The 23,627-nt window shown below is 73.4% G+C and carries 26 protein-coding genes and 1 pseudogene; 12 read left to right on the forward strand and 15 right to left on the reverse strand.

What is annotated here, in order from left to right; all coding sequences use genetic code 11:
* Positions 1-13: 13 nt before the first annotated feature.
* Both ACTT8P_RS24170 and mptB read right to left on the reverse strand, forming a co-directional pair.
* On the reverse strand, positions 14-1,396 hold the full coding sequence (locus tag ACTT8P_RS24170) for a glycosyltransferase 87 family protein (protein WP_442833819.1): 1,383 nt from the start codon (positions 1,394-1,396) through the stop codon (positions 14-16).
* Positions 1,393-2,799, reverse strand: coding sequence for a polyprenol phosphomannose-dependent alpha 1,6 mannosyltransferase MptB (gene mptB, locus ACTT8P_RS24175; RefSeq protein ID WP_442833850.1), 1,407 nt, complete (start codon positions 2,797-2,799; stop codon positions 1,393-1,395). The genes ACTT8P_RS24170 and mptB overlap by 4 nt, the downstream gene beginning before the upstream one ends.
* A gap of 198 nt (positions 2,800-2,997) precedes the next feature.
* Between mptB and ACTT8P_RS24180 the strand changes: the two genes are divergently transcribed.
* Entirely contained in the window at positions 2,998-4,056 is a 1,059-nt protein-coding gene (locus tag ACTT8P_RS24180) for a fatty acid desaturase family protein (RefSeq protein WP_442833820.1), read from the forward strand.
* Between the two features lie 41 nt (positions 4,057-4,097).
* Here ACTT8P_RS24180 and crcB read toward each other — a convergent pair whose 3' ends face one another.
* From crcB to ACTT8P_RS24195, 3 genes are all read right to left on the reverse strand, one after another.
* Positions 4,098-4,472: a fluoride efflux transporter CrcB gene (gene crcB / locus ACTT8P_RS24185; RefSeq protein WP_442833821.1), complete on the reverse strand. Its 375-nt coding sequence runs from the start codon at positions 4,470-4,472 to the stop codon at positions 4,098-4,100.
* Positions 4,469-4,903, reverse strand: coding sequence for a FluC/FEX family fluoride channel (locus ACTT8P_RS24190; protein ID WP_442833822.1), 435 nt, complete (start codon positions 4,901-4,903; stop codon positions 4,469-4,471). Before ACTT8P_RS24190 ends, crcB begins: the two co-directional genes overlap by 4 nt.
* A 183-nt stretch (positions 4,904-5,086) precedes the next feature.
* Positions 5,087-5,377 (reverse strand): ArsR family transcriptional regulator, encoded by a 291-nt coding sequence (locus ACTT8P_RS24195; protein ID WP_442833823.1) that lies wholly within the window; start codon positions 5,375-5,377, stop codon positions 5,087-5,089.
* A gap of 138 nt (positions 5,378-5,515) precedes the next feature.
* Between ACTT8P_RS24195 and ACTT8P_RS24200 the strand changes: the two genes are divergently transcribed.
* A complete protein-coding gene (locus ACTT8P_RS24200) occupies positions 5,516-5,929 on the forward strand; it encodes a MarR family winged helix-turn-helix transcriptional regulator (RefSeq protein ID WP_442833824.1) in 414 nt (137 codons plus the stop codon).
* A 9-nt stretch (positions 5,930-5,938) separates the two neighbouring features.
* Here ACTT8P_RS24200 and ACTT8P_RS24205 read toward each other — a convergent pair whose 3' ends face one another.
* Positions 5,939-6,340, reverse strand: a complete 402-nt coding sequence (locus tag ACTT8P_RS24205; protein WP_442833825.1) for an SseB family protein — start codon at positions 6,338-6,340, stop codon at positions 5,939-5,941.
* A gap of 258 nt (positions 6,341-6,598) precedes the next feature.
* On the opposite strand from ACTT8P_RS24205, the gene ACTT8P_RS24210 reads away from it, so the two are divergent.
* The 4 genes from ACTT8P_RS24210 (at position 6,599) to ACTT8P_RS24225 (ending at position 12,398) form a co-directional block, all read left to right on the forward strand.
* Positions 6,599-8,362 (forward strand): glycoside hydrolase family 35 protein, encoded by a 1,764-nt coding sequence (locus ACTT8P_RS24210; protein ID WP_442833826.1) that lies wholly within the window; start codon positions 6,599-6,601, stop codon positions 8,360-8,362.
* A 79-nt stretch (positions 8,363-8,441) separates the two neighbouring features.
* A complete protein-coding gene (locus tag ACTT8P_RS24215) occupies positions 8,442-9,485 on the forward strand; it encodes a LacI family DNA-binding transcriptional regulator (RefSeq protein WP_442833827.1) in 1,044 nt (347 codons plus the stop codon).
* An 83-nt stretch (positions 9,486-9,568) separates the two neighbouring features.
* Positions 9,569-10,834 (forward strand): amidohydrolase, encoded by a 1,266-nt coding sequence (locus tag ACTT8P_RS24220; protein ID WP_442833828.1) that lies wholly within the window; start codon positions 9,569-9,571, stop codon positions 10,832-10,834.
* A gap of 118 nt (positions 10,835-10,952) precedes the next feature.
* Positions 10,953-12,398 carry a glyceraldehyde-3-phosphate dehydrogenase gene (locus ACTT8P_RS24225; RefSeq protein WP_442833829.1) on the forward strand — a complete coding sequence of 482 codons (1,446 nt, stop codon included), beginning with the start codon at positions 10,953-10,955 and terminating at the stop codon, positions 12,396-12,398.
* A 24-nt stretch (positions 12,399-12,422) separates the two neighbouring features.
* Here ACTT8P_RS24225 and ACTT8P_RS24230 read toward each other — a convergent pair whose 3' ends face one another.
* Positions 12,423-13,211: an IS630 family transposase gene (locus tag ACTT8P_RS24230; protein WP_442833830.1), complete on the reverse strand. Its 789-nt coding sequence runs from the start codon at positions 13,209-13,211 to the stop codon at positions 12,423-12,425.
* Between ACTT8P_RS24230 and ACTT8P_RS24235 the strand changes: the two genes are divergently transcribed.
* Positions 13,210-13,398, forward strand: coding sequence for a hypothetical protein (locus ACTT8P_RS24235; RefSeq protein WP_442833851.1), 189 nt, complete (start codon positions 13,210-13,212; stop codon positions 13,396-13,398). The two genes, ACTT8P_RS24230 and ACTT8P_RS24235, sit on opposite strands and share 2 nt — an antisense overlap.
* A 69-nt stretch (positions 13,399-13,467) precedes the next feature.
* The gene (locus ACTT8P_RS24240) at positions 13,468-13,794 is read left to right on the forward strand and encodes a hypothetical protein (protein ID WP_442833852.1); all 327 of its coding nucleotides are present in this window, start codon (positions 13,468-13,470) and stop codon (positions 13,792-13,794) included.
* A 60-nt stretch (positions 13,795-13,854) separates the two neighbouring features.
* Here the strand turns inward: ACTT8P_RS24240 and ACTT8P_RS24245 are convergent.
* Positions 13,855-14,040 (reverse strand): annotated as a pseudogene (locus tag ACTT8P_RS24245) (transposase); the annotation flags it as partial.
* A 114-nt stretch (positions 14,041-14,154) separates the two neighbouring features.
* Between ACTT8P_RS24245 and ACTT8P_RS24250 the strand changes: the two are divergent.
* Together ACTT8P_RS24250 and ACTT8P_RS24255 are read left to right on the forward strand one after the other, a co-directional pair.
* Complete coding sequence (locus ACTT8P_RS24250; protein ID WP_442833831.1) at positions 14,155-15,108, forward strand: helix-turn-helix domain-containing protein; 954 nt, start codon at positions 14,155-14,157, stop codon at positions 15,106-15,108.
* Between the two features lie 18 nt (positions 15,109-15,126).
* Complete coding sequence (locus ACTT8P_RS24255) at positions 15,127-15,561, forward strand: SgcJ/EcaC family oxidoreductase (protein ID WP_442833832.1); 435 nt, start codon at positions 15,127-15,129, stop codon at positions 15,559-15,561.
* A 174-nt stretch (positions 15,562-15,735) separates the two neighbouring features.
* Here ACTT8P_RS24255 and ACTT8P_RS24260 read toward each other — a convergent pair whose 3' ends face one another.
* Positions 15,736-16,743, reverse strand: a complete 1,008-nt coding sequence (locus ACTT8P_RS24260; protein ID WP_442833833.1) for an aldo/keto reductase — start codon at positions 16,741-16,743, stop codon at positions 15,736-15,738.
* Positions 16,744-16,889: 146 nt separating this feature from the next.
* Between ACTT8P_RS24260 and ACTT8P_RS24265 the strand changes: the two genes are divergently transcribed.
* The gene (locus ACTT8P_RS24265; protein WP_442833834.1) at positions 16,890-17,732 is read left to right on the forward strand and encodes a helix-turn-helix transcriptional regulator; all 843 of its coding nucleotides are present in this window, start codon (positions 16,890-16,892) and stop codon (positions 17,730-17,732) included.
* 116 nt (positions 17,733-17,848) lie between these two features.
* A complete protein-coding gene (locus ACTT8P_RS24270; protein WP_442833835.1) occupies positions 17,849-18,268 on the forward strand; it encodes a CBS domain-containing protein in 420 nt (139 codons plus the stop codon).
* Here the strand turns inward: ACTT8P_RS24270 and ACTT8P_RS24275 are convergent.
* The 6 genes from ACTT8P_RS24275 to ACTT8P_RS24300 form a co-directional block, all read right to left on the reverse strand.
* Complete coding sequence (locus ACTT8P_RS24275; protein WP_442833836.1) at positions 18,243-19,043, reverse strand: cytochrome c oxidase assembly protein; 801 nt, start codon at positions 19,041-19,043, stop codon at positions 18,243-18,245. The genes ACTT8P_RS24270 and ACTT8P_RS24275 overlap by 26 nt on opposite strands.
* Complete coding sequence (locus ACTT8P_RS24280; RefSeq protein WP_442833837.1) at positions 19,040-19,519, reverse strand: DUF2243 domain-containing protein; 480 nt, start codon at positions 19,517-19,519, stop codon at positions 19,040-19,042. The genes ACTT8P_RS24275 and ACTT8P_RS24280 overlap by 4 nt, the downstream gene beginning before the upstream one ends.
* Positions 19,520-19,533: 14 nt before the next feature.
* Complete coding sequence (locus ACTT8P_RS24285; protein ID WP_442833838.1) at positions 19,534-20,124, reverse strand: hemerythrin domain-containing protein; 591 nt, start codon at positions 20,122-20,124, stop codon at positions 19,534-19,536.
* 11 nt (positions 20,125-20,135) lie between these two features.
* Positions 20,136-21,335, reverse strand: a complete 1,200-nt coding sequence (locus ACTT8P_RS24290) for a hypothetical protein (RefSeq protein WP_442833839.1) — start codon at positions 21,333-21,335, stop codon at positions 20,136-20,138.
* 219 nt (positions 21,336-21,554) lie between these two features.
* Entirely contained in the window at positions 21,555-22,472 is a 918-nt protein-coding gene (locus ACTT8P_RS24295) for a Rieske 2Fe-2S domain-containing protein (protein WP_442833840.1), read from the reverse strand.
* 23 nt (positions 22,473-22,495) lie between these two features.
* Positions 22,496-23,623 (reverse strand): sulfite oxidase, encoded by a 1,128-nt coding sequence (locus ACTT8P_RS24300; protein ID WP_442833841.1) that lies wholly within the window; start codon positions 23,621-23,623, stop codon positions 22,496-22,498.
* Positions 23,624-23,627: the final 4 nt, after the last annotated feature.

A 23,627-nucleotide genomic window follows, 5' to 3' on the forward strand; every position in this document is an offset into this window, starting at 1 on the left:
CGGTGCTGAACCCTCAGGACGGCGGCGCCTTCACGGTGTACGAGGAGGCCCGCGCGCTGCTGGACTGGGGGTTCGCGTCGGCCGGCCGGGTCGATCCGGTCGGCTCGCTGGACGCGCCCCGCGCGCGGTCCCGGCCGGGTCCTGCCGCGTCGGCCGAACCGGTCGCGGCGGCGACGCCGGCCGAGGACGGGCCGGGCTGGGCGGAGACCTGGGCGATCACCGGCGCGGCCGGGCTGGGCGGCGGGGCCGTGCTGCTCGCGCTGCGGCGGGTGGCGGGCCGGTCCGCCGAGGAGTGACCGGCCGGCAGCGCCAGCAGCAGGCCGAGGGTGATCCAGACGTAGGCGTTGCCGCCGAGGAAACCGTCCAGGCCCGAGGCGTCGTCGGTCCACAGCCACACCACGCTGGTGCACAGCACCGCGTACAGGGCGCCCGCGACGCGCGGGTGCCCGGTGCGCAGCAGGACCGCGAGGGACGGCAGCAGCCACACCAGGTGGTGCACCCAGGTGACCGGGCTGACCAGGCAGGCGGCCAGGCCGGTCAGGGCGAAGGCGGCCGGCCAGTCCCCCAGGGCGAGGGCCCGCCGGGTCCGCCGGGCCCACACCGCGAGCACCAGCAGCACCGCCGCCGCCCACACCGCCCGGTCCGGTTCGCCCAGTCTGGCCAGCACTCCTTGGAGGGACTGGTTGGAGACATAGGCGAGGCGGCCGACGCGGCTGGTGTCCCACAGCGCCTCGGTCCAGTAGAAGCGCGAGGCGTCCGGCACCGCCCAGGCGGCCAGCGCGGTCGCCCCGGCGGCCACCGCCGTCGCGGTCCCGGCCGCCCGCCACCGCCGGGCGAGCAGCAGCGGGCCGATGAAGAGAATGGGCGTGAGCTTGACGGCCGCGGCCAGCCCGATGCCGACGCCCGCCCACCGGCCGCGCCCGGTGGCCAGCAGCCGTGCGTCGACGAGCACCAGGGCCAGCAGGACCAGGTTGACCTGGCCGAAGCTGACGGTGTCGCGCAGCGGTTCGAACAGGGCCAGCAGACAGCCGGTCAGCGCCCAGCCGTAGACGCCCGGACGCCACCGGGCGCCCGCCGCCAGGACCCGCAGGACCACCGTGAGGGCGATCAGGTCCAGCAGCAGGCAGACCGCGACGGCGGCGGGCAGGCCGAGCAGCGCCATCGGCAGCATGGCGAGGGCCGCGAACGGCGGGTAGGTGAATCCGTACGCCGTGCCGGGCACCCGGTAGTCGTAGATCCGGCCGCCGTGGTGGATCCAGCTGTCGACGGTGCCGTGGTAGACGCGCAGGTCGAACCAGTCGCGCAACAGGGGCACGGTGGCGGTGAAGGCGGTCACGGCGGTGGCCAGGGCCAGGATCAGGAGCAGCCGGCCCCGGTCGGTGGACGGCCGCCTCATGCGACCGGGTCCAGCGCCGGCGCCGGGCGGGCCTGCTGGGACTGGTGGGCCTGCCACAGCACGATCGCGGCGAGCGCGCCGCCGCAGACCGCCAGGGCCAGCTGTCCGGTGTCCGCCGGGCCGCCGCCGGGCAGCGTGGCGAGGGCCAGCACACCGGTCACGGCCGCCGCGCGGTGGCGTACGGCGGTGGGCGCGGCGGCGGCGATCAGGTAGAGGCCCCACAGGGCGTACCAGGGGCGGATCGCCGGGCCGAGGGCGGCGACGGCGGCGAGGCTGAGGCCGACGGCGTACACCGGCCGGTGCCGCAGCCGTACCCAGACCAGAAGGACGGCGCCGGCGGCGCAGGCCAGGCCCAGGGCGTGCCAGGCGGGAACGGCCAGGTGGGCGAGGCCGCTGCCGAGGCGCTCCAGCAGGGTGCGGGTGGCGCTGCCCAGGAGGCTGGTCAGGGCCCAGTTGCCGGTCGAGACGGGAGTGTCGAGGGCGGCCGCCCAGCCGTATCCGGTGCCGGTGACGGCGGTGGCGGCGACGGTGGTGACCACGGCCGTGAGGGTGGTGGTCAGCAGGGCCCGGACCGGGCGGTGTCCGGCCCGGATCTGGAGCACGACGACGGCGCCGAGGCCGACCGCGGCGGGCGCCTTGACCAGGGCGGCGAGGGTGACCAGCGCGGCCCCGGCGGCCGGCCACCGGCCCAGCGCGGCGACCAGTCCGGCGCCGAGCAGCCCGAGCATCACGGCGTCGTTGTGAGCGCCGGCCACCAGGTGCAGCAGGACCAGCGGGTTGAGCGCGCCGAGCCACAGCGCGGCGGCCGGGTCGGCGCCGCTGTGCCGGGCGAGGCGGGCCAGCGCGAGCGCCATCACCGCGACCCCGGCCAGCGCGACCAGCCGCATGCCGACCACGCCCGCCGGGAGTTCGCCGCGGGTCAGTCCGGACAGCACGGCCGAGACGCCGATGAACACCGGGCCGTACGGGGCGCCGGTGTGCTGCCACAGGGGTGCCACCTCGTCGGCCAGTGGCCCGCCGAGCCGGGCCGGGCCGTGGGTGTACACGTCGATGCCGGCGTCGGCCATGGCGCCCTGCGCGAGATAGCTGTAGACGTCCCGGCTGAACAGCGGCGGGGCGAGCAGCAGCGGCGCCGACCAGAGCGCCAGGGTCAGCAGCAGGGCGCGCGCGGCCGGCGGTTCGGGGCCGCGCACCAGGCGGCCGAGCAGCGCCCAGGCCGCGAGCAGCAGGACGATGCCGAAGTAGACGGCGACCAGGCCGAGGGCGGCGCGGCCGGCGGCGGGAGCGAGCAGTTCGCGCACGGGCAGGGCACCGGCCGTCTCACCGCCCGCCGCGAGGGCGGCGGTGCCGGCCAGGCCGAGCAGCCGGCAGCGGCGGAGGTCGACGGAGCGGACGACGGGCAGCACGCGGGCAGCATGTCGGCGCCGGGTGGCCGGGAGTCGACCTGCCGCCCTCCGCCCGGGGGACCTCGGGTGACCGCCGTGTGATCCCGGCGCCGCCGGTGGTGGTGTCAGCCCCACCCCCGGCCGGGGGTGCGCACCGTGCGGGTCCGGGGGCCAACATCATTCTGCTGCCGGGGCATCGTTCACATACTGAAGCACATGGCCAATCCAACGGTGCTCGCCGATCAGACGTCCATACGCGCATCCCGCGGGGAGCGGGAAAGGGGCAGCGATTTCTCCGAACTCTCCCGCCGGATCACCGAGGCGGGACTGCTGCGCCGCCGCCCGCTGTATTACTCGATGCGTTTCGGCGCGGTGGGAATCGCGCTGGCGGGGGGCGTGGCGGCGTTCGTCGCGCTGGGCGACAGCTGGGGCCAGCTGTTCGTGGCCGGGGCGCTGGCGGTCGTCTTCGGCCAGCTCGCCCTGGCCGCCCACGACCTCGCCCACCGGCAGGTGTTCTCCCGGCGGCGCCCCAGCGAGGCCGGCGGTCTGCTGACGGCGAATCTGCTGCTCGGCATGAGTTACGGCTGGTGGATGAACAAGCACACGCGTCATCACGCCAATCCGAATCACGAGGAGAAGGACCCGGACGTCTCGCCGGACATTCTGGTGTGGTCGCGGCGGCAGGCGCGCGCGGCCGTGGGAATCGCACGGTTCGTCGGAAAGCACCAGGCGGCGCTTTTCTTCCCGCTGCTGACGCTCGAAGGCCTCAACCTGAGTTTCAACAGTTTCAAGGCGCTGCGCGGCCCGTCCATGAAGCGGCCGGTGCTGGAGGGCGCGCTGCTGGCCGGGCACTTCGCGGTGTACTTCGGCGGGCTGTTCACGGTCCTCTCCCCCGGCAAGGCACTCGTCTTCGTCGCCGTTCACCAGGGGCTGTTCGGGATCTACCTGGGCTCGGTGTTCGCGCCCAACCACAAGGGCATGCCGATGATCGAGGCGGGCACCCAACTGGACTTCCTGCGCCGCCAGGTGCTCACCTCCCGCAATGTGCGGGGCGGCGCGTTCATCGACGCGCTCATGGGCGGCCTCAACTACCAGATCGAGCACCACCTCTTCCCCAGCATGCCCACCCCCGCGCTGGCCCGGGCCCAGCGGATCACCGAGCGGTACTGCGCCGAACTGGGCGTCCCCTACCACCAGACGGGCCTGCTCGCCTCGCACCGGGAGGCGCTGCGGCACATGCGCGGCGTCGGGGAGCCACTGCGCGCCGCCCGGTGAGAACGGGGCGGGGGCGGGGACGGGGCGTGGACGGGCACGGGTCAGCCCCAGAGGGCCTCGCCCAGAGCCACCCCCGCGAACGCCGCGCCGACGCCGGCCGCCACGCTGAGCAGCACATTGCCGGCGGCGGACCGGCCGGCGCCGGTCCCGGCCAGCCGCAGCGTGTCGTACGAGAAGGTCGAGTACGTGGTCAGGGCGCCGCACAGGCCGGTGCCGAGCAGCAGTTGGAGGCGGGAGCCGGCGGCGCCCGCGACCGCCGCGCCGGTGAGCAGGCCGAGGATCAGCGAGCCGGCCACGTTGACCAGCAGGATGCCCCAGGGGAAGGCCGAGCCGCAGCGGGCGCGGACCGCGCGGTCGGTGAGGTAGCGGACCGGGGCGCCGATCATGGCGCCCACGACGACGAGCAGCCAGTTCACGAGAACCGCCCGCCCGTCAGGACCCGGCGGGTGCCGGCGGCGGCCAGCCACACCGCGGTGAGCGCGGCGAGCGGGGTGGCGGCCAGGTAGGCCAGGCCGGTGGTCAGGTGCCCGGTCGCGGTCAGCCGCTCGAAGTCGACGGCGAACGTCGAGAAGGTGGTGAAGCCGCCTAGCACCCCGGTGCCGAAGAAGGGGCGCAGCAGGCGGTGCACCGGCCATACGTCGGTGAGCGTCATGAACGCGCCGATCACGGCGCAGCCGGCCACGTTGACCCAGAAGACGGTCCAGGGGAAACCGCCGGGCCCGGTGGGCCAGCACAGGGTGGCCGCGTAGCGGGCGGCGGCGCCGGTCCCGCCGCCCAGTGCCACGGCGGCGACGACGGGTGCCTGGCTCCAGGCCGGGGGCGGCTCGGCGGGTCGGTCGGTGGTCATGGGGTGGTGCGGCTCCTACTCGCCGGCATGCGATGCCTTCGTGCGCAAGGCCTTCGTGCGCAAGGCCTTCGTGCAAGCAGGGACCGTTGGCGGCGGCTGTGCCGCGGTTCGGGTACGGCGGGCCCCTCCGCCGCGCCGCGCGGGCGGGCGCGGCCGGTTGCCCAGCCTAACCCCGGGCCGTCGCTACCAGCCCTTTTCGAACATGCGGGCGACTTCGGCGACGCGGACCTCGTCGCGCCGGTAGTAGGTCCGTCCCCGCACCCTGCTGGTGCGCAGCAGGCCGACGGCGGTGAGCAGGCCGAGGTGGGTCTCGGCGACCCGGCGGGGAACGCCGAGCCGGGCGGCGACGGCGGCCGCGTCCGCACCGTGCGCCGCGGGGTCGGCGGGTGCGCGGGGCGGCGGGAAGTGCGCGGCCGGGTCCTTCAGCCACTCCAGGATGTCCAGGCGCGTGCCGTCGACGGGACGCCTCAGCATCGTGTCCCTCCCTCCACCGGGGGCGGCCTTGCCGTCGCTCCCCACTGTCCCGCAGCCGCGGTCCCGTTGTCCGGCGATGCGCGACTCCGGGCGGGCGGGGCCGACGAGTGGGGGCCGGAGCGGGACTACCATGCGGATATGGCAGCGAAGACCGCCGGCGTGCGGCTGGAGGACCGGTGGCGGGAGATCCTCTCGCTGCACGCGCGCACGTTCTGCGAGATCGACCGGGTGCTGCACCCGTACGGGCTCGGCGCCAGCGACTTCGAGGTGCTCGACCTGCTCGCCGCCGCCGCGCCCGAGGAGCGGAACCACTGCCGGGTGCAGAACCTGGCCGGCCGGGTCCATCTCAGCCAGAGCGCGCTGTCCCGGCTGATCGCCCGCCTGGAGCGGGACGGCCTGGTGCAGCGCACCGTCTGTCTGGAGGACCGGCGCGGCGTGTGGGTGGCGCTCACCCCCAGGGGCCGCGACCTGCACACCGAGACACTGCCGTTGCAGCGGGCCGTGCTGGCCCGGCTGCTCGGCGAGGACGGCGCGGACCGCGAGGACGGCTAGGACGGCTGGTCAGGGCCTGGCCAGCAGCGTCCGGACGCCGTCCGAGGTGAGGGTGAGCCGGTGTTGGGAGCCGGCGTCGATGGACAGCGACAGGTCGTCGGCCGGCCACTGCGCGGCGAGCGCGCCGAGCGGCACCAGGCGGTAGCGGGAGACGAACGGCAGCAGGTCGGCCATCTCCAGTTCCGAGGTGAAGACGGGCACCACCTGCCCGCCGCCCGACTGTTCCAGCACCGGCAGCGCCAGTGAGGACGCGCTCGCGGCGTCGTCGTCGCCCGCGTCGTCCGGCACCGGCACCAGCACCTCGCTGTCCGCCAGCGTGTCGAGCGCCACCGTGTCCGCGGTGTTCTCGGTGAGGGTGTCCAGCGCCCGCTGCGCGGGGGTGGCGGTGTTGTCGTTCGCAGGTGTCTCCATGGCAGTTCCCTGGTAGCGGCGGTCGTGCCGCCCGCTCTCGCGATGACTCGCGATGATCGGCACGGGCGCGGTCCCGCCTCGCGTACCCGGTGCCGGGCGCGGCAATCCTGCCCGGCCGACGCGGCGGGCGCGGCGGCCGGGACCGGCTCGCCGAGGGCGGCACCGGGGGTTGACCCGGGGCCGGGTCCACGGTGTGATGTTACCGGTAACATCACACCGTCCCGAGCGGCGTCCCGCTCCCTCGAAGGGAACTCCCGTATGCCCGCCCTGACGACGACGTCCGACGGATTCCTGCTGAACGGCGAGCCGTTCCGCATCATCTCCGGCGCGCTGCACTACTTCCGGGTCCACCCCGGACAGTGGGCCGACCGGCTGCGCAAGGCCCGGCTGATGGGGCTCAACACGGTGGAGACGTACGTCCCGTGGAACCTCCACCAGCCGGACCCCGAGGGCCCGCTCGACCTCGACGGCATCCTCGACCTGCCGCGCTTTCTGCGGCTGGCCGGCGCGGCGGGGCTGCGGGTGCTGCTGCGGCCCGGCCCGTACATCTGCGCCGAGTGGGACGGCGGCGGGCTGCCCGGGTGGCTCACCGCCGACCGGGACATCAGGCTGCGCAGCAGCGACCCCCGGTTCACCGGCGCCGTGGACCGCTATCTCGACCTGCTGCTGCCCCCGCTGCTGCCGCACCTCGCCGCCGCCGGCGGGCCGGTGATCGCCGTCCAGGTGGAGAACGAGTACGGGGCGTACGGCGACGACACCGCGTATCTGAAGCACCTCGCCGAGGGGCTGCGGGCGCGCGGTGTCGAGGAGTTGCTGTTCACCTGCGACCAGGCCGACCCGGCGCAGCTGGCCGCCGGGAGCCTGCCGGGTGTCCTCGCCACCGGCACCTTCGGCAGCCGGATCGAGCAGTCGCTCGGCAAGCTCCGCGCCCACCAAAGCCAGGGCCCGCTGATGTGCACCGAGTTCTGGATCGGCTGGTTCGACCACTGGGGCGGGCCGCACCACGTGCGGGACACCGCCGACGCCGCCGCCGACCTGGACCGGCTGCTGTCGGCGGGGGCGTCGGTGAACCTGTACATGTTCCACGGCGGCACCAACTTCGGCCGCACCAACGGCGCCAACCACCACCACGCCTACGCCCCCACCGTCACGTCCTACGACTACGACGCCCCGCTCACCGAGTCGGGCGACCCCGGGCCGAAATACCACGCCTTTCGCGAAGTCATCGCCCGGCACGCCCCGGTGCCGGACGAGCCGGTCCCGGCCCCGAGCCGCAAACTTCCGCCGACTGGCGTCGAGTTGGACCGGCGGGCGCCGCTGCTGCCGTACGCGCCGGCCTCGTACTCGGCGGCCCACGGCGACGACCCGCTGCCGGCGCACGAGCTGGGGCAGGCGTCCGGTCTGGTGCTGTACCGCAGCACCGTGCCGACCGCCGGTGCCGGACTGCTCAGCTTCTCCGGCGGGATCGGCGACCGGGCCCAGGTCTTCGTCGACGGCGCCCCGGCGGGCGTACTGGAACGCGAGCGGAACGAGGAGACGCTGGCGGTGCGCGTCCCCCGCCCCGGCGCGGTGCTGGACGTCCTGGTCGAGGACCTGGGCGGGGTCAACTACGGGCCGCACATCGGCGATCCCAAGGGCCTGCTCGGCCCGGTCTCCCTCGACGGGAGGGCGCTGCGCGGCTGGGAGTGCCGTCCGGTGCCGGCGGGCGTCCCGGACCCGGCGGTGTTCACCCCCGCACCGGCGGGTTCCACCGCCGTACCGGCGTACCACCGGGGCACGTTCGAGGTGGCGGAACCCGCCGACACCTTCCTGTCGCTGCCCGGCTGGACCAAGGGGCAGGCGTGGGTCAACGGCTTCGCGCTCGGCCGCTACTGGAACCGGGGCCCGCAGCACACGTTGTACGTCCCCGCGCCGGTGCTGCGGCCGGGCGGCAACGATCTGGTGGTGCTGGAACTGCACGGCACCGTCGCCGCCCGGGCCCGCTTCACCGACGCCCCCGACCTGGGGCCGGTCCAGGTCTGACCGGCCTATGCTGGGCCTCTGCCGGGCGGGGCGGGTCCGCCGTACCCGCCCCCATCCCGTGCGGAGGAACGGAGCGGACATGAGCCCCAGCGCGCCCCAGGGCCCCGCGCGGCGCAGCCGACGGGGCTTCGCCGGAGCGCGGCCCGTGATGGACGACGTGGCGCGGCGGGCCGGTGTCTCCAAGCAGACGGTGTCCCGGGTGCTCAACGAGCATCCCGCCGTCCGCCCGGAGACCCGGGAGGCGGTCCGGGAGGCCATGCGGGAGCTCGGCTACCGCCCCAGCCGCAGCGCGCGGTCGCTGGCCAGCGGGCGGACCCGGATGCTCGGCGTCATCTCGTTCGACGCCGCGCGCTACGGGCCGGCCGCGATCCTGGCCGCCGTCGACACGGCCGGGCAGAAGGCCGGTTACCTGGTCAGCTCCATCGCCCTGGACACCGCCGACCGGGACACGGTGGTGGCGGCGGTGGACCGGCTGTCGGCCGAGGGCGCGGACGGGGTGATCGCCATCGCGCCGCAGCGCTGGGTGGGCCCGGCACTGGCGGCGACCGGTCTGGCCGCGCCCCTGGTGGTGCTGGACGACACCCCGGCCGTGGTCGGTGATTCCGGCAGCGGGGCCCGCGAGGCCACCGGGCACCTGCTGTCCCTGGGCCACCGCACCGTCCACCACATCGCGGGACCGGCCGGCTGGACCTCCGCCGAGCTGCGGCTGGCCGCCTGGCGGGCGGCCCTGGCGGCGGCCGGGGCCGAGGTGCCGCAACCGCTGGTCGGCGACTGGAGCGCGGACGCCGGGTACGAACTGGGCCGGCGGCTGGCGCGGCGGACGGCGCTGACGGCCGTGTTCGTCTCCAACGACCAGATGGCGCTGGGTGTCCTGCACGCGCTGCACGAGGCCGGGCGGCCGGTCCCCGGCGAGGTCAGCGTGGTCGGCTACGACGACATCCCGGAGGCGGCGCACTTCCTGCCGCCGCTGACCACGGTGCGCACCGACTTCGCGGAGATCGGCACCCGGGCGCTGCGACTGCTCCTCGACCGGATCGACGGCGCCGAGCCGCCGCCGTCGGACGCCCGGGTCCCGGCCGAGCTGGTGGTCCGGCGCAGCAGCGGGCCGCCGCCGGTCACGTAGCGCGCGCCGCCCGGCGGCTGTTGCGGCCCGGCCGCCGGGGTGTTTCGCTGACGCTTGAAGATCACTTGAGCGGAGGCATCGCCATGACCGTCGAGACGGCAGCGCAGGCCGTGTTGTCCGGGCTGCACGACATCCGGTCCGACGTCGAGGACCTGTACCGCGACCTGCACGCCCACCCCGAGCTGGGCTTCCAGGAGCACCGCACCGCGCACAAGGCCGCCGAGGCGCTGCGCGGCTGCGGCTACGAGGTGACCGAGGGCCTCGGCGGGACCGGTGTGACCGGGGTGCTCACCCGCGGCACCGGTCCCACGGTGCTGCTGCGCGCGGACATGGACGCCCTGCCGGTGCGGGAGGCGACCGGGCTGCCGTACGCGTCGGCCGCCACCGCGAAGGACGCGGACGGCCATGAGCGGCCGGTGATGCACGCCTGCGGGCACGATGTGCACGTGGCCTGCATGGTCGGCTTCGCCCGGCTGATGGCGGCGGCGCCGGACGGCACCTGGCAGGGCACCCTGGTCGTGCTGTTCCAGCCGTCCGAGGAGAACGGCGACGGGGCCCGGGCGATGCTCGACGACGGCCTGACGGACAAGGTGCCGCGCCCCGACGTGGTGCTCGCCCAGCACGTGCTGCCGTATCCGGCCGGTTATGTCGGCACCCGTCCGGGCTCCTTCCTCTCCGCCGCCGACAACCTGCGGGTCACCCTGCACGGGCGGGGCGCGCACGGCTCGGCCCCGCAGACCGGTGTCGACCCGGTGGTCATGGCGGCGATGTGCGTGGTCCGGCTCCAGACGGTGGCCTCCCGGGAAACCGGTGCCACCACGCCCGTCGTGGTCACCGTGGGCAGCGTCCAGGCCGGCACCGGGCCGAACATCATCCCCGACCACGCCGTGCTCCAGCTCAACGTCCGCACGTACGACGAGGCCGTGCGGAGGCAGGTGCTGGCCGCGATCGAGCGGATCGTGCGCGCCGAGGCGCAGGCGTCCGGGGCGCCGAAGGAGCCGGAGATCGAGCACCTGCGCTCGTTCCCGCCCACGGTCAACGACGAGGGGGCGACCGACACCGTCACCCGTGCCTTCGCCGGCCACTTCGGCGACGACCTGCACACCGTCGACCTGCAGACCGCCAGCGAGGACCTGAGCGAGATCCCGGACGCGTTCGGCGTGCCGTACACCTACTGGGGCATCGGCGGCATCCCGCCCAAGACCTACGCCCAGGCCGAGCACCGGGGCACGGTCCGGCAGGACATCCCGTCCAACCACAGCCCCCGGTTCGCCCCCGTCCCGCAGCCCACCCTGGACACCGGCGTGCGGGCGCTGACGGTGGGTGCGCTGGCCTGGCTGGCGGGGTAGCGCGGGCCGGGCCGACGGACCCGGCGGTGCTCGTTCGATCACACTTCCCCCCACTTGATCGATCATCCGGGCCTGTGTGGTTAACATATGAGCGCCGCCTAGCTCGAAAGATGGAACCGTGACTGTCAACGACGACTCGTTCACCGACTGGAAGAACCGCGAGGAGATCGCGGAATCGATGATCCCGATCATCGGGAAGCTGCACCGGGAGCGGGACGTGACGGTCCTGCTGCACAGCCGCTCCCTGGTGAACAAGTCGGTGGTCAGCATCCTGAAGACGCACCGCTTCGCCCGGCAGATCGCCGGCGCCGAGCTGTCCGTGACCGAGACGCTGCCCTTCCTGACGGCGCTCACCGCGCTCGACCTCGGCCCCTCCCAGATCGACATCGGCATGCTCGCCGCGACCTACAAGGCCGACGACCGGGGCCTGTCGGTGGCGGAGTTCACCGCCGAGGCGGTCGCCGGGGCCACCGGCGCCAACAAGATCGACCGGCGCGAGCCGCGCGACGTCGTCCTGTACGGCTTCGGCCGCATCGGCCGGCTGCTGGCCCGCCTCCTGATCGAGAAGGCCGGCTCCGGCAACGGGCTGCGGCTGCGTGCCGTCGTGGTCCGCGACAGCGGCGGCGGCGACCTGGTCAAGCGGGCCTCACTGCTGCGCCGGGACTCCATCCACGGCCAGTTCCAGGGCACCATCACCGTCGACGAGGCGAACAGCACGATCGTCGCCAACGGCAACGCGATCAAGGTGATCTGCGCCGCCGACCCGGCCACCGTCGACTACACCGCGTACGGCATCAAGAACGCCATCCTGATCGACAACACCGGCCGCTGGCGGGACCGCGAGGGCCTCTCCCAGCACCTGCGCCCCGGTGTCGACAAGGTGGTGCTGACCGCGCCCGGCAAGGGCGACGTCCCCAACATCGTGCACGGCGTCAACCACGACACGGTCAAGCCGGACGAGCAGATCATCTCCTGCGCCTCCTGCACCACCAACGCGATCGTGCCGCCGCTGAAGGCGATGGCCGACGAGTACGGCGTGCTGCGCGGACACGTGGAGACCGTGCACTCGTTCACCAACGACCAGAACCTGCTGGACAATTACCACAAGTCCGACCGGCGGGGCCGGTCCGCGCCGCTGAACATGGTGATCACCGAGACCGGCGCCGCCTCGGCCGTCGCCAAGGCGCTCCCCGACCTCGACGCCCGGATCACCGGCTCCTCGATCCGGGTGCCGGTGCCGGACGTGTCGATAGCGATCCTCAACCTCCAGCTCGCCCGCGAGACCACCCGCGCGGAGGTCCTCGACCACCTGCGCGAGGTGTCGCTGACCTCGCCGCTCAAGCGGCAGATCGACTTCATCACCGCACCCGACGCGGTCTCCAGCGACTTCATCGGCTCCCGGCACGCCTCGATCGTCGACGCGGGCGCGCTGAAGGTGGAGGGCGACAACGCGATCCTCTACCTCTGGTACGACAACGAGTTCGGCTACTCCTGCCAGGTCGTCCGGGTCGTGCAGCACGTCTCCGGGGTGGAGTACCCGACCTATCCGGCGCCCGCGGCCTGAGCGATCAGTCTATTGATCAGAAACTCATGGGGTTCTCGGCCAGGACGTAGCGGACGTGCGGACCGCCGAAGTAGCCGCGGACGATGTGCGGCTGGCGCTGTCGTCGGCGGAAGGAGCGGCGGGTCTCGGCGGCGAGTTCGGCCTGGTCGCGGGCCCGGTGCTGCTTGGGCAGGCTGTGCTTGAGGTCTGCGTGACCAGCTCGTCGGGGTTCAGTTCGGGCGAGTACGGCGGCAGGAAGTGCAGCTCGACGTCGTCGGGGTGAGCGGCGAGCCAGTCGACGACGAGGTGGACCTTGTGGCCGAAGTGGCCGGCCAGCCGGTCCAGGAAGCGGCACATCACCTCGGCGGTGAAGCTCTCGGTGAAGACCATGAAGTGCATCCGGCCCTTGGTGCTGATCGCCGACATTGCGTTTACCGAGGACCGGTTGCCGCTCCGCCGTACGACGGGTGTCTTCCCCTTCACGCCCCAGGTGCGGCCGGTGACCTGGTCGGATCGGATGCCGACCTGGTCGGCGAAGAGAATCTCGCCGCCGTCCCTCTTCGCCTTCGCCCGTATCTTCGGCCAGGTCTCCTCGTGCCAGCGGCGCACGGCCAACGGGTCCTGTTCCACGGCCCGCTTGTCCGGCCGCTGGAAGGACAGTCCCCACCGTTTCGGGTACTTGCCCACCCCGGGCTCGGTCAACCGCACCCGGTACAGCTTCGCGATCAGCTCGCCCACCAGCCGCCGCGTCCACAACTGCCCGCTCAGACCCACGTCGCAGGGCCGGTGACCGAGGACCTGGTGCACCCCCACCGGCTTACCGCGCGGGCGCATGACCAACGCACCACGGCCGCCGGCCTGCCACTTCGCCCACCAGATGTCGACCGCCTTCAGCTACACCCCGAACACTGCCGCCGCCTCCTCACGGTTCCGCCCCGCCACCAACGCGGCCACCGCCCGCAACCGCCCGTCGCCGACCTGGCCGCCGCCCACGGCGTCCCAACCCCACCAACGACCCTGAACCCAAACCGTTTCGGATCAATAACACTCTTCCGGTTCGAGCGGAGTGCGCCCTTCGCACCATCTCAGTATGGCCCGCGAGCGCGATGCTCCTGAGGCGTCGATCCGATACCCCGACGGGAGGACCCGCCAAGTCCACCTCCAACGGCTGCGGTTGCAGGACTTCGTCGAGTCGAGTCCGTGGCGCCGGGTGCGTGCGGTCTACGGCCAGCCCTTGCGCATGATGGCCCGCATCGACGGTAGGGACCGCAGTCACGTTCCGGACTTCCTCTTGGTGACGAACTGCGGGACGGTGCGGGTGGTCAACGTGAAGCCGGCTTCGCGCCGGGAGGATCCACGAGTCGCCGATGCGCTGGCCTGGCCTGGAAGCATCCTTGCAAGTCTCGGCTGGGGGTGAAAGACCACCACCGTCACGCTGTCGCAGCAGCGCGGCCAGCTCGGTGCGCTCGCCGGCGTCGGCCTCGGCCCGCCGGACCCAGTTGCGCAGGGCCTCGTGATGGACACCGAGTTCCTCGGCCATGCGGCGGATCACCGGCTCCGGCTCCGCGGCGCGGTACATCCGCACCGCACGCTCACGCAACTCCATCGGATACTTCCCCCCGCATCTCGGAGGAACCTCAGGTTCAGGCGCCACGCGGGGCATCACGCCCCGGCGGCTGCGGGCGGAGGACGGCAACGCTTGCGGTCAAGGTGAAAGACTGAAGTGGTGGACGGTGACCAGCCGCGACTGAGCGGCACCGCGCAAGCCTGGCCCGGAATGCAAAGCGCCGACGACTTCCTGGAAGCACTTGAGCGCAGCGACTTGCCACCCCTGCGCGGTGACCGGCCCGCGAGGGAGGACTTCCGTGCCAACGTCGTCAGCCGCGACCTGGGCCCCTTGCGCCTGACCGAGCTGGTGACCCCGGAAGGCGAATGCTTCCGCGACGCCCGTTCCGCACGTGCTCAGCACAGCGAGCTGTGGCAGATCGAGGTGGTGACACGAGGACACGTACGCGCCGAGCAGGGCGGCAGCACCGCCGTACTGGGGCCTACGGACCTGGTCCTCATCGACCCGGTACGGCCGGTGCGGTTCGCCAGTTCCGCGACCACCCATGTGACGATGCTGCTGCCGCGGCACCTGCTGCGGCTCAGCGAAGATGATGCCGCGCGGCTGGTCGGTGAAAGGATCCGTGGCGACCAGGGCCCCGGAGCGCTGGTGTCCTCGCTCTTGCGGGACATGACGCGGACCCTGGACGGGTTCCGCGCCCAGGAGGCGGACCGCTCGGCTGCCGCAGTGATCGAACTGACCGCGGTGGCACTGGCCTCCAGCCTGGGCGACACCCGGCCGGTCGACGACGACGTACTGCGCACGAGAGTCATCGGCTTCATCGAGGCGAGACTGTCCGACCGGGACCTCACCCCGGCCAAGGTGGCCGCAGCGCACCACATTTCGGTGCGCCGACTGCACAAGCTGTTCCACGGCCAGCCCCTGACCGTGGCTGCCCTGATCCGCCAGCGGCGCCTGGAGCGCTGTTACGCGGATCTGGGCTGGAGGAAGACCACCGTGGCCGCGGTGGCCGCCTCCTGGGGTTTCGCGGACCCGGCCCACTTCAGCCGACTGTTCAAAGCCACGTACGGGCACAGCCCGGGAGCACGGATGTCCAATGACGGTGCACTGGTCGTCAATGACCATGTCGCCGGACCCAGGAAGGATGGTGACCGAAACACGTAGAACGGAAAGGGGCCTTACATGGATCCGTCGCCCGACACGCTGCACGTCATCCCCGCCCGGATGATCGAGGGCTGGAACCACGGCGACGCGGCCGCGTTCGCCGCGGACTTCGCACAGGACGCCGAACTCATCGATTTTGACGGCACTGTCCACAAGGGACGCGACACGGTGATCGCGTTCCAGCAGCCGGCCTTCGACACGTTCTTGAAGGGCTCGCGGCTCGTACGGGGCGAGGTGGAGTTCGCCCGGGTGGTCGCCCCGGGCTTCGCCGTGATCCACCACCGCTTCGGCATGGTGATGGCCGGTGAAGCGGAACCCCCGCCGTCCCGTTACTTCCTGCAGCTCTTCGCGGTGATCTGGCAGAACGACCGCTGGGAGATCGCGACGCTGCAGAACACACGCCGGGTCTCACTGGAGTCCGCCATGGTCCTGGACGCACAGACGGCCACGTGATTCGCCCACACTCAAACTTCAGTGCGCCTGGCTTCGTTAACGACTTCACAGGAAGTGAGTCGGATCCCCACGGTGCAGGTCGGGCGGTTCCCGCCTGTCGGACCAGAGCCGCCCCTCAAGGAGCAACTCCATCTCACCAGTACGACCCCGGTCACGAAATTGCGGAACCTACAGTCAGGCCGCCCGGCGCCGCCGCAGGGCCGGGTCCTGGAGGGCCGGGGGCACGTAAGCCTGGTCGAGGGTGCCCACGTCGGTGCCGGGCGGCACGATCGCGTCGATCCGGTCGAGGACGTCGTCGGACAGGGTGACGTCGACGCCGGCGAGCAGGTCGTCGAGGTGTTCCGTGGTGCGCGGTCCGAGGATCGCGCTGGTCACGCCGGGGTGGGCGGTGGTGAACGCCATCGCGAGATGGGTCAGCGGCAGCCCCGCCTCCTCGGCCACCAGGACGAGCCGCTCGACGGCGTCGATCCGGTGCTCGTCACTGACGTGCTGGACGAAGGCCGCGCGGCGCAGGTCGTTCGGGCCGCCCTTGCGGACCCGGCCGGTGAGCAGGCCCTGGGCGAACGGGCCCCAGACCAGGGTGCCGATCCCGTGCCGCTGCGCGACCGGCAGCACCTCGCGTTCGACGCCCCGGTTGAGCAGCGAGTACGGCGGCTGCTCGGTGTGGAAGCGGGCCAGCCCGCGCCGCTCGGCCGTCCACTGGGCCTCGACGAGGTCGGCGGCGGGCATGGTGGACGTGCCGATCGCGCGGATCTTCCCGGCCCGGATCAGGTCGGTCAGGACGGAGAGCGTCTCCTCGATGCCGGTGTCGGGGTCCGGGCGGTGGATCTGGTACAGGTCGATGCGGTCGGTCCCCAGGCGGCGCAGCGAGTCCTCGACGGCGGTCGTGATCCAGCGGCGCGAGGCGCCCTGCCGGTTGGGGTCGGTGCCCATCGGGCGGCTGACCTTGGTGGCGAGTACGACGTCGTCCCGGCGGCCCCGGATCGCCCTGCCGACGACCTCCTCGGAGTCGCCGTAGGCGTCGGCGGTGTCGATGAGGTTGAGGCCCGCGTCCAGCGCCCTGTGGATGACGCGGGCCGAGTCGGCGGGGTCGGGGTTGCCGACGGAGGTGGCGAACATCAGGGTGCCGAGGGCGTAGGGGCTGACCTTGATGCCGGTCCGGCCGAGGGTGCGGTACCGCATGGGCTCATACCTTCGTTCGTGGGTCGGGACGGGGGTCCCGAGGACGGCTCCAGCGTGCGGCGGTGCGGGCCCGGGCGGGAGAGACGTCCTTGTCCGGGGACCGGCTGTCCCTGGCTGCGCCGGGCGGGCCGGTGCAAGGTGGGAGGGTGGACCGATCCGAACTGGCCGACTTCCTGCGCCACCGCCGCAGCCGCCTCGCCCCCGCCGCGGTGGGACTGCCGCGCGGCCCGCGGCGCCGCACGCCGGGGCTGCGCCGCGAGGAGGTGGCGCAGCTCGCCGGCATGTCCACCGACCACTACACGCGGCTCGAACAGGCCAGGGGCTCGTACCCGTCCCGCCAGATGCTGGCCGCCGTCGCCCGGGCGCTGCGGCTGACCCGCGACGAGCGGGACCACCTCTTCCATCTGGCCGGGGAGGAACCGCCCCGGGACCGGCCCGCCACCGAGCACGTCCGCCCGGGTCTGCTGCTCGTCCTCGACCGGCTGACCGACGTGCCCGCCCAGGTGGTGCACGTGCGCGGTGACATCCTCGCGCAGAACGCGATGGCCAAGCTGCTCACCGGCGACGCGTCCGCCCGCCCGGAGGCCGAACGCAACGCCATCCGGCGGTACTTCACCGATCCGGCCGCCCGGGAGCTGTTCCCGCCCGAGGAACACGACCGGGCCGCCCGCGCGGCCGTGGCCCATCTGCGCGCCGTACTCGCCGAGCGCCCGGATGACGCGCGGCTGGCCGACCTGGTCCGCGAACTGCGCGCCGGAAGCGAGGAGTTCGCGGCGCTGTGGGCGGTGCACGAGGTCGCCGTGCGGCGCGAGGACGTCAAGCACTTCCGGCACCCGGTCGTGGGCCCGCTGGAACTGGACTGCGAGACGCTGCTGAGCCCGGAGCACGACCAGCGGCTCGTCGTCTACACCGCCCGCCCCGGCAGTTCCTCCTACGAACGGCTGCGGCTGCTGCGCGTGGTGGGCCTCCAGGACCTGACCCCCGGCTGAGCGTTCCGGGCCTGTCGACCGGCCGCCGGTTCGATCCGCTCCAGAGGTGGTACTTCACTGTCACGTCCGCCGGCTCGGCACTGACAGGCCGTCAGTATCCGGCGAGGAGGAGGCACATGGCTCCGCAGGTGCGTGAGGTGATGACCCTCGGTCCGGTCACCGTGGCCCCGGACACCCCGGTGTGGGAGGTGGCCCGCGTCATGCGCGACAGGAACATCGGCGCCGTCCTGGTGGTCGACGACGGGCGGCTGCGCGGCCTGGTCACCGACCGCGACCTGACGGTACGCATCCTCGCCGACGCCCAGGACGCCTCCGTCCGGACGGTCGCCGAGGCGTGCAGCGGCAACGTGGTGTGTGTCGCGCCCGAGGACGACGTCGACCGGGCGGTGCAGCTGATGCGCGGCAAGGCGCTGCGCCGGCTGCCCGTGGTGGACGACGGGCAGCCGGTCGGCATCATCACCCTGGGCGACGTGGCCGTGGAGCAGGACCCGACCTGCGTACTGGCCCGGATCAGCGCGGCCGAGCCGAACCGCTGAGGCGGCGGCTGCGGCCTGGTGGGCCCGCGGGTGACCGCGCGAGGCGGCGGCCGGTCGCCGCGTACCACTGGGCGGCGAGCACCAGGGCGAGCGCGACCTCGACCGCGTCGCCGCCGTAGTACATGACCTGGGCCCCCAGCCGCAGATCGGACGGGGTGAAGGCGGTGCCCGGCGGGCCGGTGGCATAGAGAGTCCTGGCGAGGACGGCGTGGGCGGTGCCCGCCGCGAGCAGGGTGGCCGCCCGCAGCGGAAGGTCCCGGCCGCGGCGGACCGGGTCGAGCCGGCACAGGGTGCAGGAGAGAAGCAGGCCCGCCGTGATCAGGTGCAGGTCGACGGCGGCGGCGAGAGCGGCGTGGTGGTGGGCGAGGGCGAAGAGGTCGGTGCGGTGCAGCAGCCAGAGTCCGCCGATGTCCAGGGCAGCGGCCACCGGCGGCCACAGCAGCCACCCGGCGGGGGCGGAGTGCGCCACGGCCACCAGGCCCGGTCGGGCCGGGCCGGGCGGCAGGACGCGCAGGGTGAGGGTGAGCGGGCGGGCGAGGACGCACAGCAGCGGACCGGCCATGGCGAGCAGCAGGTGGCGTACCACATGGGCGGTGAACGGCTGGCCCGGCAGCCGCCCGGACAGTCCCCAGCCCACGGCAGCGCACCCGGCGGCGAAGACGGCGTCCCGGTGCCATGGCCAGGCATCGCCACGGCGCCTGAGCGCGGCGGCGGCCAGCAGGTATGCCGTGCAGGCCAGGGCAGTCAGCAGGGCGAAGGCCGGAGTGCCGGTCACCGCCGCCGGGGCCCGGGTCGCCCGGCCCGGACGGCGGTCCAGGCTCCGGCCAGCAGCAGGGCGAGGCCGGTGAGGTTCCACGCCCAGTCGTAGGGGGTGACGTCGACGCCGTAGCGGATCTGGTGCAGGCGCAGCAGCTTGTGGTCGACGACGCCGTCGAAGAGCTGGAAGGCGCCGAGGCCGAGCAGGAAGCCGGCCCAGCCGTGCGCGGCGGACAGCGCCTCGCGGCGGCGCAGGTCGGCGAAGAGGAAGCAGCCGGCGACCAGCGCCAGCAGTTCGGCGGTGTGCAGCAGCCCGTCGGAGAGCAGGGCCGTGCCCGGGGTGGAGCGGTCGTAGAAGTGGTGCCAGTGCAGAATCTGGTGGAACACGATCTCGTCCAGGGCCGCCATGACGGCGGCGCCGGTCAGCGCGCACACCAGCAGCGACCTGCGGGACTCGGTCGCTGCCGGGTCCGCGGGCCGCTGCCGGGTGCTCATCGTCCGTCGCCGGTTCAGTCCTTGCCCATGGCCCGGCGGGCGGCGTCCTTGGTGCGGTCCATGAGGGCGGCGACGGGGCCGAGGGCCATGTTCTTCGCGCCCGACTCGACACCGGGGTGCGGCCGGGTGGGGGCCATCGCCTCGGCGGCCTTCACCGCCCGCGCCATCGCGGCGAGGTTGGCGGCGTCCGTGCTGCGCCGGATGTGGGTGAACTCGTAACGCTCCTCCGCGCGGGCGTGTTCCTGCACGTCCGTGCGCAGCCGCAGCAGCTGGAACATGAACTTGGGGTCGTCGGTGTCCATCTCGTCGAGGGCCGAGAGGGTCTCCTTGGCGGCCTTCTCCTCGGCGAGCCGGTCGGCGACGACCTGTTCGCCGCCGTCGAAGGCCTTCCGGGCGAAGGGGTGCACGACCTCCTCCTCGGCGGTCTCGTGCACCGCGAGCAGCCGCACCAGGCGGCGGAACGCGTCCCGGCGTTCGTCCCCGGTGCCTGCCTCGACCTCGTCGAAGAGGTTGCGGATGTCACCGTGCTGACGCATCAGCAGGGCGACGACGTCGTCGTCCTTGGCGTGGTCGTCCCCGGCCTGCGGGGTGTGCAGCTCGGTCATGGGGTGCCCCCTCACTTCTCGCGCATCGCCGGGTCGGGGTGCTCGCCCTCGGACTGGACCCGGTACTCGCGGCCGTACATGTCGTCGTGCTCGGCCATCACCCGGTCGCTGGGCGGGGCCTCGCCGCCGTGGATCTTCTCCTGCATCGCCTCGAACCGCTCGTGCGCCTCGCGGACGTACCCCGCGCCGAGCGTGGTGAGGTCCATCTGGGTGTCCAGCAGCTCGCGCAGATAGCCCTTGTTCGGCTCGAAGGTGAGCACGTTCGGCAGCTCGGGCGCCAGCACCGAGGCGGGGTCGCGGCCGTCGTGGCGGCGCATCAGGTCGCAGGCGCTGTGCAGGTGCTCCAGCTCCATGTTGAGGTGCAGCTCCCAGATCGCCTTGACCCTGGGGTCGCTCTCCTGCTCCATGAAGGAGTAGTACAGGTAGCACTCGTTGTACTCGTGGTTGACGAGCTGCTCCCACCACGTCTCCCCCGGGTCCACCAGGGACTCGTAGTGGGTGACGTGCTCCTCCTCGATCAGCCCGATCTCCTGGTAGAGCTGGCGGGCGATCGGCTCCATGTAGGTGGGGCCGGTGTTCAGGTAGAAGTTCATGGTCTGCTGCTCGGCCGACATGATGGTCAGCGCGTGCAGCTTGGACAGCGGGTTCGCCGTGTCCTTGTCGTACGGGTCGCGGACGTTGTCGACCGGGTCGCGGTGGTGGAACCTCGTGGGCCGGCCGGGCATGACCTCGGTGAGGTTGTCGACGATCGACTCCGCCTTGCGGTGCTCGATCATCTCGTACAGGTTGGCGTACCGGTACAGGTGGTCGAAGTCCTCCAGCACACCGAACTGGTACGCCTGCTTCAGGTACGGGTCCGGCTCCATCCGGGCCACCCACGCCGTCAGGTCGACGGCGACCTGCTCGTAGGCGATGGTCGTCTCCAGCACCGAGGAGACACCGGGGAGCAGCCAGTTGACGACCTTCTGCTGCTGTGCCTCGATGTACCGGGTGCGGGCCAGCTGCCGTTTGATCTCGGGGTCGGGACAGTGCCGGGCGAGCTGGTGGCTGAAGAGGATCGCCTCCACCTCGATGCCGTTCATGGTGATGATCCGGCACCGGGTGTACGGGTCGCACCGGTCCGGGTCGATGGGCTCCACGTTCAGCTCGCGCCAGCTGCGCAGCTGGCGGTCGAGCGGGATGCCCCGCTGCTCCAGCGGATTGAACGTCATACGCCTGCCTCCTGAGGGCGAGGGGGGACTCGCGCGCCGCCGAGGTACCCCGGTTCAGGCGACGGGCACGGACCTGCTCACGCAGTCTTTCCGCCCGCGGCGGCTTCGGGCCACCGCTCACGTGACCGGGCCGCAGGGTTCCCCCTGGTGGCTCAGCAGCGGGCGACATCCGGCGGGTTCCGTGACATGGCCGGATGCCGCGCCCCCGGGAGGCGGCCGTCAGCCGGTGTGCTGGTGGGTCCGCTGGTCCCCGCGGTCGGGGTCCGGCGCCGGGCCGTCCTCGCCGCGCAGCCGTATCTCGACGTGGCCGTCGACGACGCGGGTGTCGAAGGCCGGCTGGGGCGCGGTGGCCGGACCGCGGACGTTCCAGCCGTCGGCGAGCCGGAACACGCTGCCGTGCCAGGGGCAGGTCACGCAGCCGTCGGCGACGGTGCCCTCGGACAGCGGGCCGGCGAGGTGGCTGCACCGCTCGGCCAGCGCGTGCACGGTGCCGCCGGACTCGCGGACCACCAGCACCGGCACGTCGTCCACGCTGCGCCGGACCGGTTCGCCGGCCGGGAACTGCGCCACCGCGCCGACCCGGTGCCAGCCCGGGGTGACCAGGTGCGGGACCTCCTCGACGTGGTTGGCGCCGGAGGCCTGCCGGTAGGCCAGGTGCCCGCCCAGCATGCCGCCCACGCCGACCGCCGTCAGGCCCAGGAAGGCGTACGTCCGGCCGGCTCCCGGCCGGCCCGTGAGGCGGCAGAGCAGCGAGGCGCCGTAGAGGCCCACGGCGGCGGTGTTGGCCAGGGCGTGCACCAGGCCGACCCGCTGCTGCTGCGGGTGCAGTTCCGCCCAGTCGACGGCACCGGTGACGGCGGCCGGACCGGCGGTGGCGAGGCCGACGCCGACCAGCAGGCCCGCCTCCCGGGAGCGGCCGGGGCACAGGTCCAGTACCGCCGCGGACAGCCAGCTGCCGATGGGGACCTGCACCAGGAGCGGGTGCGCCGGGTGGCCGAGCGGGCGGCCGTGCAGCAGGTCCCGCGCGGAGCCCAGAGGCAGTGCCCGCACGCGCCTGCCCAAGGCGTCGATGGCCTTGTCCGCCTTGGGGGTGCGCTCCAGGGCGTCAAGCAGCCACAGGACTCGGTTCTGGCCCATCCGGCGGTGACCTGGCTTTCTGTTCATGGGCGGTGAGTCCCCCGGGGAGCGGGACGGAAACGCCCGGCGCAGCGCAGCCGGACACGTCCCCAGGAGTTGTTGGCGTAGCCCTTGGGGTTCCACACCGTGGCGGGTGACTCGGGGGTGGTGGCGCCGGCCGAGTCCCAGGCGCGGGCGACCACCTCCACCTCGCCGGCCGGCAGGTCCAGCACCGCGTGCCAGTGCTGCCACACCCAGGGGCCGGCCGCGTCCGCCAGGCCGGCCCGGGTCCAGGTACGGCCGCCGTCGCACGACACGTCCACCCGGGCGACGGTGCGGTCCTCGCCGGCCAGGGCGTAGCCGGTGATCCCGGTCGGGCCGGCGGGCGGCCGGGAGCCGTCGGCGGGGCTCAGGACGGCGCAGTTCAGGACGAGCGGTCCGAGCGGGCTGCCGTCGCCGGGGCGGGCCCGGCCGGGGTCGGCGGCGGCCGGCAGCAGCCGGTAGGCGACGGCCTGGAAGTGGGCGTCGGACGGGGTGGACCGGGCGGTGACGCGGTGCAGCCACTTGACGCTGCGTGCGCCGATCCAGCCCGGCACCACCACGCGCAGCGGAGCGCCGTGCACCCGGGGCAGCGGGCGGTCGTTCATCGCCCAGGCCAGCAGCACCTCCGGGCCCAGCGCCTTGGCCAGCGGGATTGAGACGCCGTAGGGCTCGGGCGGGTCGGTGTGCGGGCAGACGTCGGGGGCGGTGAACGCGATGTGCGCCGTACGGGGGTCCAGGCCCGCGTGGCCGAGGACGTCGGCCAGCCGGACGCCGCGGAACCGGGCGGTGGACAGGGCGCCGGGCCCCCACGGCGTCTCGCCGGGGATGTCGCGCACGCCGGTCAGCGCGCGGCGGCGGTTGCCCGCGCACTGGAGGGTGGCGGTCACCTCCGTCGCCGCGAACCGGGTGCGCAGGTCGTCCAGCGACAGGCTCAGCCGCCGCTCGACCAGACCGTCCACCGCGAGCCGCCAGCGGGCCGGGTCGAGGTCGGGGACCGGACCGTGGTTGCGGCTGAAGAAGGCGTCCAGGGGTGTGAGCCCGCCGCCGGTCAGCGCGGTGGGCGGCGGCTCGGCGTTGAACGGCTCCCGTTCGTGCACCACCATGTCGTCCCGCTTGCCCCAGCACCCCATATGC

The sequence above is a fragment of the Streptomyces sp. JW3 genome, from assembly GCF_052216785.1.
Classification (GTDB): Bacteria; Actinomycetota; Actinomycetes; order Streptomycetales; family Streptomycetaceae; genus Streptomyces.

Excerpts from the sequence above, each read along its gene's own strand:
- ACTT8P_RS24255 (WP_442833832.1), top strand. The coding sequence starts at position 15,127 with ATGGATCCGTCGCCCGACACGCTGCACGTCATCCCCGCCCGGATGATC.
- ACTT8P_RS24180 (WP_442833820.1), top strand. The coding sequence starts at position 2,998 with ATGGCCAATCCAACGGTGCTCGCCGATCAGACGTCCATACGCGCATCC.
- ACTT8P_RS24290 (WP_442833839.1), bottom strand. The coding sequence starts at position 21,335 with ATGACGTTCAATCCGCTGGAGCAGCGGGGCATCCCGCTCGACCGCCAG.
- ACTT8P_RS24220 (WP_442833828.1), top strand. The coding sequence starts at position 9,569 with ATGACCGTCGAGACGGCAGCGCAGGCCGTGTTGTCCGGGCTGCACGAC.
- ACTT8P_RS24200 (WP_442833824.1), top strand. The coding sequence starts at position 5,516 with ATGGCAGCGAAGACCGCCGGCGTGCGGCTGGAGGACCGGTGGCGGGAG.
- ACTT8P_RS24280 (WP_442833837.1), bottom strand. The coding sequence starts at position 19,519 with ATGAGCACCCGGCAGCGGCCCGCGGACCCGGCAGCGACCGAGTCCCGC.
- ACTT8P_RS24240 (WP_442833852.1), top strand. The coding sequence starts at position 13,468 with ATGGCCCGCGAGCGCGATGCTCCTGAGGCGTCGATCCGATACCCCGAC.
- ACTT8P_RS24195 (WP_442833823.1), bottom strand. The coding sequence starts at position 5,377 with ATGCTGAGGCGTCCCGTCGACGGCACGCGCCTGGACATCCTGGAGTGG.
- ACTT8P_RS24235 (WP_442833851.1), top strand. The coding sequence starts at position 13,210 with ATGACCAACGCACCACGGCCGCCGGCCTGCCACTTCGCCCACCAGATG.
- ACTT8P_RS24250 (WP_442833831.1), top strand. The coding sequence starts at position 14,155 with ATGCAAAGCGCCGACGACTTCCTGGAAGCACTTGAGCGCAGCGACTTG.
- ACTT8P_RS24215 (WP_442833827.1), top strand. The coding sequence starts at position 8,442 with ATGAGCCCCAGCGCGCCCCAGGGCCCCGCGCGGCGCAGCCGACGGGGC.
- ACTT8P_RS24285 (WP_442833838.1), bottom strand. The coding sequence starts at position 20,124 with ATGACCGAGCTGCACACCCCGCAGGCCGGGGACGACCACGCCAAGGAC.
- ACTT8P_RS24190 (WP_442833822.1), bottom strand. The coding sequence starts at position 4,903 with ATGACCACCGACCGACCCGCCGAGCCGCCCCCGGCCTGGAGCCAGGCA.
- ACTT8P_RS24210 (WP_442833826.1), top strand. The coding sequence starts at position 6,599 with ATGCCCGCCCTGACGACGACGTCCGACGGATTCCTGCTGAACGGCGAG.
- ACTT8P_RS24170 (WP_442833819.1), bottom strand. The coding sequence starts at position 1,396 with ATGAGGCGGCCGTCCACCGACCGGGGCCGGCTGCTCCTGATCCTGGCC.
- ACTT8P_RS24230 (WP_442833830.1), bottom strand. The coding sequence starts at position 13,211 with ATGCGCCCGCGCGGTAAGCCGGTGGGGGTGCACCAGGTCCTCGGTCAC.
- ACTT8P_RS24205 (WP_442833825.1), bottom strand. The coding sequence starts at position 6,340 with ATGGAGACACCTGCGAACGACAACACCGCCACCCCCGCGCAGCGGGCG.
- ACTT8P_RS24300 (WP_442833841.1), bottom strand. The coding sequence starts at position 23,623 with ATGGGGTGCTGGGGCAAGCGGGACGACATGGTGGTGCACGAACGGGAG.
- ACTT8P_RS24270 (WP_442833835.1), top strand. The coding sequence starts at position 17,849 with ATGGCTCCGCAGGTGCGTGAGGTGATGACCCTCGGTCCGGTCACCGTG.
- ACTT8P_RS24260 (WP_442833833.1), bottom strand. The coding sequence starts at position 16,743 with ATGCGGTACCGCACCCTCGGCCGGACCGGCATCAAGGTCAGCCCCTAC.
- ACTT8P_RS24295 (WP_442833840.1), bottom strand. The coding sequence starts at position 22,472 with ATGGGCCAGAACCGAGTCCTGTGGCTGCTTGACGCCCTGGAGCGCACC.